Annotated in this window: 13 protein-coding genes; 5 read left to right on the top strand and 8 right to left on the bottom strand. The window is 34.4% G+C overall.

Features of this window, described 5'->3' with window-relative positions:
• On the top strand, positions 1 to 455 hold a 455-nt coding region (locus tag A9G37_RS11035), incomplete at its 5' end, for an IS3 family transposase (RefSeq protein WP_141671194.1).
• Between the two features lie 16 nt (positions 456 to 471).
• Here the strand turns inward: A9G37_RS11035 and A9G37_RS12650 are convergent.
• Positions 472 to 744: a hypothetical protein gene (locus A9G37_RS12650; RefSeq protein WP_141671193.1), complete on the bottom strand. Its 273-nt coding sequence runs from the start codon at positions 742 to 744 to the stop codon at positions 472 to 474.
• A 410-nt stretch (positions 745 to 1,154) separates the two neighbouring features.
• Here A9G37_RS12650 and A9G37_RS11030 point away from each other — a divergent pair, with 410 nt between their 5' ends.
• Complete coding sequence (locus tag A9G37_RS11030; protein ID WP_065575525.1) at positions 1,155 to 1,673, top strand: hypothetical protein; 519 nt, start codon at positions 1,155 to 1,157, stop codon at positions 1,671 to 1,673.
• Positions 1,674 to 1,785: 112 nt separating this feature from the next.
• Here the strand turns inward: A9G37_RS11030 and A9G37_RS11025 are convergent, their stop codons facing one another.
• The 3 genes from A9G37_RS11025 to mazG all read right to left on the bottom strand — a co-directional run bounded on the left by A9G37_RS11025 (position 1,786) and on the right by mazG (position 3,823).
• A complete protein-coding gene (locus tag A9G37_RS11025; protein ID WP_218059374.1) occupies positions 1,786 to 2,478 on the bottom strand; it encodes a glutathione S-transferase family protein in 693 nt (230 codons plus the stop codon).
• Between the two features lie 96 nt (positions 2,479 to 2,574).
• Complete coding sequence (locus A9G37_RS11020; RefSeq protein ID WP_034913613.1) at positions 2,575 to 3,015, bottom strand: hypothetical protein; 441 nt, start codon at positions 3,013 to 3,015, stop codon at positions 2,575 to 2,577.
• A complete protein-coding gene (gene mazG, locus A9G37_RS11015) occupies positions 3,008 to 3,823 on the bottom strand; it encodes a nucleoside triphosphate pyrophosphohydrolase (RefSeq protein WP_065575524.1) in 816 nt (271 codons plus the stop codon). The genes A9G37_RS11020 and mazG overlap by 8 nt, the downstream gene beginning before the upstream one ends.
• Before the next feature lie 190 nt (positions 3,824 to 4,013).
• Between mazG and A9G37_RS11010 the strand changes: the two genes are divergently transcribed.
• The gene (locus A9G37_RS11010) at positions 4,014 to 6,041 is read left to right on the top strand and encodes an OPT family oligopeptide transporter (RefSeq protein ID WP_442903151.1); all 2,028 of its coding nucleotides are present in this window, start codon (positions 4,014 to 4,016) and stop codon (positions 6,039 to 6,041) included.
• 146 nt (positions 6,042 to 6,187) lie between these two features.
• Positions 6,188 to 8,110, top strand: coding sequence for an ABC transporter ATP-binding protein (locus tag A9G37_RS11005; protein WP_065575522.1), 1,923 nt, complete (start codon positions 6,188 to 6,190; stop codon positions 8,108 to 8,110).
• A 67-nt stretch (positions 8,111 to 8,177) separates the two neighbouring features.
• On the opposite strand, the gene A9G37_RS11000 is transcribed toward A9G37_RS11005, so the two are convergent.
• Positions 8,178 to 8,750 (bottom strand): TetR/AcrR family transcriptional regulator, encoded by a 573-nt coding sequence (locus A9G37_RS11000; RefSeq protein ID WP_065560458.1) that lies wholly within the window; start codon positions 8,748 to 8,750, stop codon positions 8,178 to 8,180.
• A gap of 180 nt (positions 8,751 to 8,930) precedes the next feature.
• On the opposite strand from A9G37_RS11000, the gene A9G37_RS10995 reads away from it, so the two are divergent.
• Positions 8,931 to 9,482 carry an HPP family protein gene (locus A9G37_RS10995; protein WP_065575521.1) on the top strand — a complete coding sequence of 184 codons (552 nt, stop codon included), beginning with the start codon at positions 8,931 to 8,933 and terminating at the stop codon, positions 9,480 to 9,482.
• A 217-nt stretch (positions 9,483 to 9,699) separates the two neighbouring features.
• Here the strand turns inward: A9G37_RS10995 and nusG are convergent, their stop codons facing one another.
• From nusG to tuf, 3 genes are all read right to left on the bottom strand, one after another.
• A complete protein-coding gene (gene nusG, locus A9G37_RS10990) occupies positions 9,700 to 10,245 on the bottom strand; it encodes a transcription termination/antitermination protein NusG (RefSeq protein ID WP_034913625.1) in 546 nt (181 codons plus the stop codon).
• A 1-nt stretch (position 10,246) separates the two neighbouring features.
• A complete protein-coding gene (secE, locus tag A9G37_RS10985; RefSeq protein ID WP_034913628.1) occupies positions 10,247 to 10,648 on the bottom strand; it encodes a preprotein translocase subunit SecE in 402 nt (133 codons plus the stop codon).
• A gap of 134 nt (positions 10,649 to 10,782) precedes the next feature.
• Positions 10,783 to 11,922 (bottom strand): elongation factor Tu (gene tuf / locus A9G37_RS10980; protein WP_065575520.1); only part of this gene is annotated, 1,140 nt, incomplete at its 5' end.

Raw genomic sequence — 11,922 nt, 5'->3', positions numbered from 1 at the left:
TGACCGATTTAACCTATGTAAGGGTTAAACAACGTTGGCACTACCTTTGTGTAATTGTTGATATCAGTAATCGAGAAATAGTGGGGCGAAGTGCTGGCAGGCATAAAACAGCGGCACTGGTCATGCAAGCTATGAGTCAAATTCCAATGAACTTACAGACGATTGAGTTGTTTCATTCTGATAGAGGAAAAGAGTTTGATAATCATTTGATTGATGAATGTTTAACAGCATTTGGAATTAAACGGTCTTTAAGTCGCAAAGGCTGCCCCTATGATAACGCAATTGCAGAAAGCACATTCAAAGCAGTGAAAACAGAATTTGTGTCAAATACTATTTTTGATTCACTGGCGCAACTTAAATTGGAATTTAATCACTATGTGGATTGGTTTAATTATAATCGACTTCATTCAACATTAAATTACCAGTCGCCGATTGAATACAAAAGAAATCGATGACCTTATCTTTTTGGTACTAAAAAGTGTGGACATACCATATTATTGCATCACTACGATTACCCGCTCGAGCCTTTTTACCATTCGCCTGTACATTCCATGACAATGACAATAACAGTGCTGATACTAGCAAAGCTGTTTTAGGTAATTTGAGCGATAATTTCGATAATTCGTTGAGAAATAATTTGGAAGGTATAAATAAGTTTCGTGTAAAAACTCGTCGAATAAGATTATTTGATAAACTTAAGACATAGGTTTGCCAAGCCTTGTGCCTAAAATGGTAATGTATCATGGTTTACCTGTCAAGTAATTATTTGTTTTATTTAATTTTTTATGATTATTTGCTTATTTAATAAGCATGTTTTCTATAGCGATGAAAGTATAACCATTTTAAAAATTGTTGGCTAGTTTTTTGACGAACTTTTTTGTAAAGAAATGTAAAGATGAAAATAATTCAACTTTAGGGATAAGGAATTTTTTTGCACATTATCGACTGTCGATAACTGAAACTGTTTAGTATTTCAATCAGGGAGGTGTCGCTAGGCGTTATGAAATTTTGCATAAAATAACCTAATTTGGACAATATCACTGATATTATTAACTTGCGTAAAAGACCAAAATGTTCTAAACCCTACCGTGTTTAAAATTACACTTCATGTTTGAATCCAGGTATAATTTACACATAATACAAAGGAGATATAGATGTTATTTTCAATTACAAGATTTATTGCTGGCGGATGTTTGCCACTTTTGGGGGCCTTTTCTTTTTGCAGTTTTTTATTCAAAAATTATTATATTGGACTCACATTTATCATTATTGGCGTTTTAGCTTACTATCTGGTATTTATTAAATACACAAATATTATTATTAATAAACATATTACAATTTTTAAAAGTGAGTTTAAAGATGAGTTTGTGCGTTCAAATTTTTATTGCGATAAAACCTACGAGAATTTTATGTATTTTGATCGAATGAACAAACAAATTTGTTTTACAGATAAAGATGCAAATAAAATTGTATCAAGGCTTAATTATGATGATTTATTCTCTGCTAAATTTAATTCTCATCCTCATTTTACTATTAAATTTGATTTTCATCCTTATGTTATTATGAAATTTAAATTAATAAACCAAGAGATAGAAATTAAATTTAATTATTTTTCAAAAGATTATATTTCATTAAGAACAAGATTTTCTCGATTAACAACTATTTATGAATAATTAAGTTATTTAGACAGTAATAACGTTGCTTTTAGTGTACAAAGTATCTGTTTAGCCTCAAAGATTCGAGGCTATCACACGAGTAATTTAAAAATATCTTAGAATTTGTTAATTAACGGTGTAGACGATAAGGTTCATCCACCACAATAAAATCTTTTTCTTGCATTGCCTCACTTATCCATTCTTTAACACTATGAGTTTGACAAATAGTGTTAATGTAGTTGGTTAACGTTGCCGATGTTTTGATACCGAAATTTTTTAGCCTTAAACACATTGGTGCATAGAAAGCATCAGCAATAGTAAATTCACCAAATAAGTAGTTAGATTGAGGTAAATTAAAATTTAAGAAAGAAGATAATAATTCATCAACAAGAGAAATTTCATTTTTGACATCAGCATGATCACGTAAAATAATTTGCCCAATTTCGAAAAACTCAGCTTCAATATTCATTGGTAAATGTCTTCTAATAGCAGAAAATCCTGAATGCATTTTAGCCACTAAACTGCGAGCATTAGCTCTTTTTTTAGTATCTATCGGCCATAAAGCTAAGTTGGGATGTTTTTCAGCCAAGTATTCACAAATAGCCAAAGAATCAGATATCACCACATCATTATCAACTAAAATTGGTACTGTACCATATTTTGATATTGAGGATACTGTTGCTTTAAAAGCAGATTTATCGTCAAGGTTATCAAATCTAACAAACTTTTCATCAAAAGGAATACCAAAGTGTTTCATTACAACCCAAGGGCGCATAGACCACGTTGAATAGTTTTTATTACCTATATAAAGTTTGTAATTCACTTTCAATCTCCATCTAATTCAATAATATAAAGTTTGTTAATATTTATCTACTTGCTTAGTTTTATTGGTAAAGAATTTTAAGAATGATTATTTTTATTACAAATAAACCACATGAGTGCCTTTTTCGGGTTGAAAAGTAGCTTTGCCAAATTCATCTAAGAAATAAGCAATATGATCGGCTTTATCCCCTACTAATCGTCCTTTTACTTTGTTCCATGTCATGAGGACTATCATGGCATCAGGTTCACAGCAAATTAACATGGGTTGTTGAAATTCTTCGTTCCAATAAAATTCACCTCCGTATATTTTATGGGCGGTGAGCAATAAATAACATCCGTATTCTTGCGATATCATGTTGAGTTGTTCTTCTGGAATGCTAAAGTTTTTTTCAGCCAGTTCACTGATGATCATTTCAACAACCGTAATACTTTTTTCAGAGTAATCGAGCTGATTAATGCTCCATTTTGGACTATTTAATATCGCATTTTGTGCCCATGCTTCGATCTCTTGATATAATTCATTTTTTTGTTCAGTCATTTTTATTCACTTCGCTATTGAGTTTAATCTGTTCTAATTGCTTAACACTTTGCCACGCGTCTTCCATTTGTTCAAGCGTTGCATCAATTAAAGATAAGTTTTTTTGTTTGAGTATCGATTCTACTTGTTGAAATCGTCGGGTAAATTTTTTATTGGCTTGCTGTAAACAGAGTTCTGATTTAACCTTTAAATGTCTAGCTAAATTGACGGTCGCAAACAATAAATCACCAAGTTCTTCCTCAATTTTTTGTGGATCTTGTTTAGTGCGTTCTAATTCTTGCTCGACTTCGCCAATTTCTTCTTTTACTTTATCAAGCACAGGTTTTATATCATGCCAATCAAAACCAACCGAGGCACAACGCTTTTGAATTTTTTCTGCTTGCATTAACGCTGGTATTGCTTGGGGTATATCGTCAAGCAATGAGTATTGCGCTTTTTGGTCTCGTTCTTTTTGTTTAAGTTGTTCCCAGTTAGTTTTTTCATTCTTTTTTTCAGTAAAAATATGAGGATGACGATAAACTAATTTATCTACAACCGATAAACAAATCTCATCAAAATTAAAGCTTCCTTGTTCTTGGGCTAAATCAGCATAAAAGACAATGTGAAATAGTAGATCACCAAGTTCTTTTTTTAGCTCATCCATGTCTTGTTTATCAATTGCATCTAAAACTTCATAGGTTTCTTCTAAAGTATACGATTTTAGTGATGCAAAAGTTTGTTGCCGATCCCATTGACAACCATTAACAGGATCACGAAGTTGTTCGGTTATGGCTTGTAAGCGTCGTAATGCGTTCAAAATATCTCTCATAAATCAATCATTGATTGAACTATTGTAAATGGTTTCATAGCAAAACGGTTACTCTTTTAAACATTGGCGCTTATATATTTTGCTATTATTGATAATTATTTCACCAAAAATAATAATATAAATTGTAAAAATAGCCCTAAATACGGAACTTCTAGCCGATAAATGTGAATTAAGTATATAATACCTGCTTATTAATTTAACGTTATTAAACAATATGAATAATTTACGCGAGCTTACTTTAAGAGGTACCATTCTCGGCGCTCTTATTACTGTTATTTTTACTGCATCAAATGTTTATCTTGGCTTAAAAGTTGGATTAACTTTTTCGTCAGCAATCCCTGCTGCAGTAATTTCAATGGCTGTATTGAAACTGTTTTCAGGTTCAACTATTTTAGAGAATAATATGGTGCAAACTCAGGCATCAGCAGCGGGCACTTTATCTTCAATTATTTTTATGCTACCAGGGTTGTTAATGATTGGTTATTGGCAACACTTTCCTTTTTGGCTAACCTTTGCAATATGTGCCGCAGGCGGAATGCTTGGGGTTTTATTTTCAATTCCTTTACGTCATGTAATGGTTGTTAAAAGTAATTTACCTTATCCTGAAGGTGTGGCTGCCGCTGAAATTTTAAAGGCTGGTTCTAAAACTGATAATAATGAGGCTAATGATGGGCTAAAAGATATTTTATTTGGTGGCGTGATTGCATCGATTGTTAGCCTTTTTACTAATGGTTTTCGTGCGTTATCAGAAAGCACTGCTTATTGGTTTACTGCTGGTAAGTCTATTTTTCAACTGCCTATGGGGTTCTCATTAGCTTTACTTAGTGCTGGTTATTTAATCGGAATTATGTCTGGAATTGCTATTTTAATTGGTACTATTATTGGTTGGGTATTTGGCGTTCCAATTTTAAGTGCAATTATCGATTATGATACTAGTCAACCGTTATCTGAAGTTACTATGGGATTTTGGGCAAAAGATATTCGTTTTATTGGTGCAGGGGTAATCGCAATTGCAGCCGTTTGGACATTACTCACGTTAATCAAACCGATGGCCGAAGGGTTAAAAATCTCGTTTAAAAGTATGCGTTCAGATGCGTCTGACAGTGATATTGCATCAACCGAGCGGGATTTATCACCTAAAACTATTTTAGTCATTATGGGCAGTATGTTAGCTATTTTGTTAGTGACTTTTTATAGCTTCATTGACAATAGTGGGTTATCAGCAGGCGTCGCTTGGACATTAGTTTTTTGCGCTGTATTATTTGCTTTTATTATGGGTTTTTTAGTGGCTGCCGCTTGTGGTTATATGGCTGGACTTGTTGGCTCATCAGCAAGCCCAATATCAGGAATAGCAATTGTTGCTGTGGTAGTCATTTCATTGATCTTATTAGGTTTAGGCGAAGCTAATGGTATCCTATCTTCTATTGAAGGTTCTAATTTTGCAACCGCACTTGCTCTCTTTACAACCAGTGCTGTATTGGCGATCGCTTGTATTTCAAATGATAATTTACAAGACCTAAAAACAGGTCATTTGGTTAATGCTACCCCTTGGAAACAACAAGTCGCATTATTACTTGGTTGTGTTGTTGGTGCAATTGTTATTGCGCCTATTTTAGAGATTTTATATAACGCTTATGGCTTTACTGGCGCTTTACCTCGCCAAGATATGGATGTAAGCCAAGTTTTAGCTGCACCACAAGCAACATTGATGACAACAATTGCTAAGGGAATTTTTGCTCATCAACTTGACTGGACGATGATTTTAATAGGACTTGCTTTAGGTGCTGCTATTATTATTGTTGATTTAATTCTTGCCCAAAATAAATCTAATTTTCGCATACCTGCTCTTGCTGTTGGGTTAGGCATTTATTTACCGCCAAGCATTACAACACCAATTATTATTGGTACTTTTTTATCATGGATAATTAAACGTAATGCGTACAAAAAAGCCCAAGCGCAAAATTTAGATCCAGAAGAACAATACCAAAAAGTTGATCGTAAAGCGGCGCTAATTGCATCGGGCCTGATTGTTGGCGAGAGCTTAGTTGGCGTGTTATTGGCTATTGTAATTGTGATTAGCATCACCAATGGCGGAAATGATGCTCCACTCGCAATACCGCTCGATTTAGGTATGTTACCACAACTTTTAGGGCTTTTTGTTTTTGTTGGTATATGTACGTTCTTTATCCGTCGTGCTTTATCAGCAATTAAGAAATAGTCCTATTGAATAATTAAATTTAAGCCCTTTTCGTTTCAACAAAGGGCTTTTTTGTTTAAATTGATTGTTTTATAACGTTCCTGATTTTAGATGATTAAAACAATTTTTATTAACCTACTTTATTTTGAACAATAGACAAAAATATCATGATAATTTTTGATTCAATCCAAGTGCGCCGAGGCGTTAACTTGCTTTTAGATAATGCATCAGCAACCATTAATCCTCAACAAAAAGTTGGGTTAGTAGGTAAAAATGGTTGCGGAAAATCGACGCTGTTTTCACTAATTAAAGGTGAAATTCAAGCTGATGCCGGCACGTTAAGTATACCATCGCAATGGCAACTTGCTTGGGTCAATCAAGAAACACCTGCATTAGATATCCCAGCGATTGAATATGCTATTGATGGTGATCGTGAATATCGTCAATTAGAAAAGCAGTTAAATATTGCCAATGAGCAAAATAATGGTCAACAAATTGCGGTCATTCATGAAAAGCTTGATACCATAGATGCATGGACAATTCGTGCACGAGCTGCAACATTATTACATGGATTGGGGTTTTCTAATGAGCAATTAATGTCACCCGTTAAATCCTATTCTGGTGGTTGGCGAATGCGATTGAATTTGGCACAAGCGTTAATGTGTCGTTCTGATTTATTATTGCTTGATGAACCAACCAATCACCTTGATTTAGATGCTGTCATCTGGCTTGAAAAATGGCTAAGCAACTATCAAGGAACTTTAATCTTAATTTCTCACGACCGTAATTTTTTAGATCCTTTAGTCAATAAAATTATTCATATTGAACAAAAAAGTTTATTTGAATATACGGGCAATTATTCCTCCTTTGAGATCCAACGTTCAACTAAACTTGCTCAACAACAGTCTCTTTATGAAAGCCAACAACTCAAAGTTGCACACTTACAAAATTATATCGATCGCTTTAGAGCCAAAGCAACAAAAGCTAAACAGGCACAAAGCCGTATAAAAATGCTAGAAAGAATGGAACTGATTGCACCTGCTCATGTTGATAATCCATTTCATTTTAATTTTAAGCCATCTGAATTCTTACCAAGTCCTTTGTTAAGGATGGAAAAAGTTGTAGCGAGTTATGATGATAAAATTATACTAGAAAAAATTAAGCTTAATTTAGTCCTTGGTTCACGCATTGGCTTATTAGGACGCAATGGTGCTGGGAAATCAACACTGATTAAATTACTGGCCGGAGAACTTGCACCTAAAGAAGGCCATATTAATCTCGCTAAAGGTGTTCAATTAGGCTATTTTGCTCAACATCAATTAGAATATCTACGCCCCGATGAGTCACCACTTTGGCATTTAACGCAACTTGCCGAACCGAAAAATACAGAGCAAGAACTACGTAATTATTTAGGTGGATTTGATTTTCAAGGCGACAAAGTCACCGAGCCAGTTAAAACTTTCTCGGGTGGTGAAAAGGCGCGACTTGTTTTAGCTTTAATTGTCTGGCAAAAACCAAATCTTCTTTTATTAGACGAGCCAACCAATCATTTAGACTTAGATATGCGACAAGCTCTAACTGAGGCATTGATTGATTTTGATGGTGCATTAGTGGTGGTGTCACATGATCGCCATTTGTTGCGTTCGACCACCGATGAATTCTATTTAGTCCATGCTCATAAAGTTGAACCATTTGACGGCGATCTTGATGATTATCAAAAATGGTTAGCCGAAGCACAAAAAGATGATAACCAATCAAATGACGAAATAAATTCACCCAAAAAAGAAAATACAAGTAATATATCAGCTCAATATCGTAAAGAGCAAAAACGTAAACAAGCTGAATTACGTGCACAAATGCAGCCAATAAAAAAACAGTTACAAAAAGAAGAACAGATGCTTGATAAATTAACCCATCAATTAAAGCAAATTGAAGAACAACTGTCTGATCCTGCAATCTATGATGCGAGCAAAAAAAACGAACTTACAACTTTGTTACTAGAGCAAAGCCAACTTAAAAATCAATTAGAGGAAACAGAACTACAATGGTTAGAATTACAACAACAATTGGAATCGTTTAACTTAGATTAAATTGATCATTTCGGTTAATAGGCTTGAGGTAATGGCTATCCATTGTCTATAAGCCAGCTATTTAAATTCATAGGTTATCCTCGCCAATGTTATCGACGATATCATAGATGTACATTTTTGCCTGTTCAAAATCATATCCCTCAATACCAAAAACGGATGTGCAAGATATCATACCTTCAAGTATTAACATAATTAGGCAAGATGCTTGTTCACATGACTTTGTGCCTCCTAGACATTCAAAAATCCTATCTTGAATCCACTTTTTATGTTCACTAACAATAGCGCATATTTCTTCGCTTTTATTGTTATATTCAGACTTGGCTCGTACAAACATACAACCACGGTAATTATCATTCTTAAACCATTTTATATGCCATGAAATAATTGCATTGATTTTGTCTTTTTTTTCAGAAAAAACAGCGATAACATCTGTAAGTGATTTTTTAAAACAATCATTCCGCCTAAGTAACACTTTACTTACAAGCCCATTTTTGTCACCAAAATATTTATATAATGTTCTTTTTGATACACCTGCATTTTCTGCAATAAGCTCTAAACTAACAGGATGATAACCATATTCATTAAACAGCGATTCAGCCGCAGCAAGTATCATATCAACAATTTCAGGCTTCAATTTCATTTTTTATTATTTGTAATTGCTAGAATATTTTTGATTCTATCACAACAACTCTAATATAGTTAATTATAAATAACATTTAACCCTTATAGTTAATAAATATACATTAAGTAAACGATATAGTTTACTTAATAGACTTACTAGTTTTATTAAAATCCCACATTAACCAAACAGGAGAGATTTATGCTAGAAAAATTAAAAGTAGGAGAGGTGATGTCACCTAAACCTAACGCAGTAGCTATATTGAGAGGATTTATTGGGGGTGCTTTAGGGATTTTAACTTTGCTCGTAATCACTCAGTGGGGAGATACATTAGCAATTATGGCTCCATTTGGTGCAACATGCGTCTTGTTATTTGCTGCACCTAAATCTCCATTAGCACAACCAAGAAGTGTTATAGGAGGGCATTTTATTTCGTCTTTTATAGGTGTATTGTTCATTAATTTATTTAGTAATGGAATTATACCGATAGCATTAGCAGTTGGGACATCTATCGCATTGATGCAGTTACTACGTGTAGTTCACGCTCCAGCTGGTGCAAACCCTATTCTAATCATGATGTCTGGAATTACTGACTATTCATTCTTGATAACACCAGTACTTATAGGTTCGGTTTTATTAGTCATGGTTGCTTTAATAGTTAATAATATAAGAATCGAAGCACGTTGGCCTAACTATTGGTTGGGATATCACTTTGATATGGGTAAAATAATAAAAAAACCTAAAAAAGAATAGATTGCCTGTATTATATTAATAATAAATTAAATTATGATCCGATAGTGGTTTTATCTACCTTGGTGACTCACTTTAATAAAATATATTAGAAATAGAACTATTATTTTCAAATTCTCGAAAGGCATTATATTTCTTTCATAAAAACAAAAACCACAAGATAGACTCTTGTGGTTTTGTAAAAGATACAGCTAATTCAGTGAAAAACTATATCAAAAGATTAGCTCTTTTCAACTTGACTAAAATCTAGTTCTACAGGCGTTGAACGTCCAAAAATAGAAACCGATACTTTCAAGCGGCTTTTTTCGTAATCAACTTCTTCAACTACACCATTAAAGTCAGCAAATGGACCTTCGTTAACACGAACAAGCTCACCTGGTTCAAATAGTGTTTTAGGGCGTGGTTTATCACCTATTTGTTGTAAACGATTCATGATAGCATCAACTTCACGTTGGCTAATAGGCGCTGGTCGATCCGAAGTACCACCAATAAAGCCCATTGTTCTTGGTACACTTTTTACTAAATGCCAAGTCGCATCATTCATCATCATTTCAACTAGCACATAACCTGGAAAGAATTTACGTTCACTTTTACGGCGTTGACCACTTTTCATTTCAACAACTTCTTCAGTGGGTACTAAAACTTCACCAAATGCATCTTCCATATTATGTAATTTGATGTATTCACGTAATGATTGTGCAACCCTCGCTTCATACCCAGAATAAGCTTGAATAACATACCATCGCTTTTGTTGTGTTTCGCTCATATTAACGCCCTATTGATGTTAAATAAAAGATGACTAAACGGAATACTGTATCCATCCCCCAAAGCGCTAAACCAACAAAAAGTGTAATAGCTGCAACAAGTAAAGTTGTTTGTGCTGTTTCTTTACGTGTTGGCCATACAACTTTTCTTAATTCTTTTCTAGATTCTTGTAAAAATAACAAAAATGACTTACCCATGTTTGTTGTAATCGCAATTAACAGCGTTAATAACGAAATTACAACAACTGCAATAATCCGAACGATTGTATTAGGTTGATATATATCATTTGGTTCAGCAAAATAAAAATTTCCCCAAACAACAAATGCAATCAATACTAAAACTAAACACCATTTAAATTTGTCTAGAATAGTATTTGAATCTTGACTCTCGTTACTTACTAGCATATAAAACCCATAATTATGTTATTTATAGTAATATCTATTTTCCAAAATGCTCTTTTATCAAAAACATTTTGCTAAACAGACTAGATAAGAAAGGGCATCTATTGATACCCTTTCTATTGGTAGCTAATACTAGATTATTTAATAACTCTAGCAACAACACCCGCACCAACAGTACGACCACCTTCACGAATCGCAAAACGTAAGCCGTCTGCCATTGCGATTGGGTGAATTAATGATACTGTCATTTTGATGTTATCTCCAGGCATTACCATTTCTACACCTTCTGGTAATTCGATAGTACCTGTTACGTCAGTTGTACGGAAGTAGAACTGTGGACGGTAACCTTTGAAGAATGGAGTGTGACGACCACCTTCATCTTTGCTTAAAATATACACTTCTGATTCAAAATCAGTATGTGGAGTGATTGAACCTGGTTTTGCAAGTACTTGACCACGTTCGATTTCTTCACGTTTTGTACCACGTAGTAATACACCAACGTTTTCACCTGCACGACCTTCGTCAAGTAATTTACGGAACATTTCAACACCAGTACAAGTTGTTTTAGTGGTTGGCTTGATACCAACAATTTCAACTTCTTCACCAACTTTGATTACACCGCGTTCAACACGACCAGTTACTACTGTACCACGTCCTGAAATTGAGAATACGTCTTCAATTGGTAATAGGAATGGTTTGTCGATATCACGCTCTGGCTCTGGAATATAGCTATCTAATGCTTCTGCTAATTCAACAATTTTGTCTTCCCATGCTGCATCGCCTTCTAACGCTTTAAGCGCAGAACCACGAATGACTGGTGTATCATCACCTGGGAAATCATATTGAGATAGAAGTTCACGTACTTCCATTTCAACTAATTCTAATAATTCTTCGTCATCAACCATATCACATTTATTTAAGAATACGATGATGTAAGGAACACCTACTTGACGACCTAAAAGGATGTGTTCACGAGTTTGTGGCATAGGACCATCTGTTGCTGCTACTACTAAGATAGCACCGTCCATTTGTGCCGCACCAGTGATCATGTTTTTAACATAGTCAGCATGGCCTGGGCAGTCTACGTGTGCGTAGTGACGAGTTGGTGTATCGTATTCAACGTGTGAAGTGTTGATGGTAATACCACGTGCTTTTTCTTCTGGTGCGTTATCGATTTGATCGAATGCACGAGCTTGACCGCCGTATTTTTTAGCAAGTACAGCTGTAATTGCAGCAGTTAAAGTTGTTTTACCGTGGTCAACGTGGCCGATTGTACC

The sequence above is a fragment of the Gilliamella sp. GillExp13 genome (assembly GCF_001690815.1).
GTDB lineage: Bacteria > Pseudomonadota > Gammaproteobacteria > Enterobacterales > Orbaceae > Gilliamella > Gilliamella bombi.
Note: the sequence above shows the minus strand (reverse complement) of the source record. Positions and strands in the feature narration are given on the sequence as shown.

Coding starts and splice junctions, on each gene's coding strand:
- A9G37_RS12650 (WP_141671193.1), bottom strand. CDS start 744: ATGATACATTACCATTTTAGGCACAAGGCTTGGCAAACCTATGTCTTA.
- A9G37_RS11030 (WP_065575525.1), top strand. CDS start 1,155: ATGTTATTTTCAATTACAAGATTTATTGCTGGCGGATGTTTGCCACTT.
- A9G37_RS11020 (WP_034913613.1), bottom strand. CDS start 3,015: ATGACTGAACAAAAAAATGAATTATATCAAGAGATCGAAGCATGGGCA.
- mazG (WP_065575524.1), bottom strand. CDS start 3,823: ATGAGAGATATTTTGAACGCATTACGACGCTTACAAGCCATAACCGAA.
- A9G37_RS11005 (WP_065575522.1), top strand. CDS start 6,188: ATGATAATTTTTGATTCAATCCAAGTGCGCCGAGGCGTTAACTTGCTT.
- A9G37_RS11000 (WP_065560458.1), bottom strand. CDS start 8,750: ATGAAATTGAAGCCTGAAATTGTTGATATGATACTTGCTGCGGCTGAA.
- A9G37_RS10995 (WP_065575521.1), top strand. CDS start 8,931: ATGCTAGAAAAATTAAAAGTAGGAGAGGTGATGTCACCTAAACCTAAC.
- nusG (WP_034913625.1), bottom strand. CDS start 10,245: ATGAGCGAAACACAACAAAAGCGATGGTATGTTATTCAAGCTTATTCT.
- secE (WP_034913628.1), bottom strand. CDS start 10,648: ATGCTAGTAAGTAACGAGAGTCAAGATTCAAATACTATTCTAGACAAA.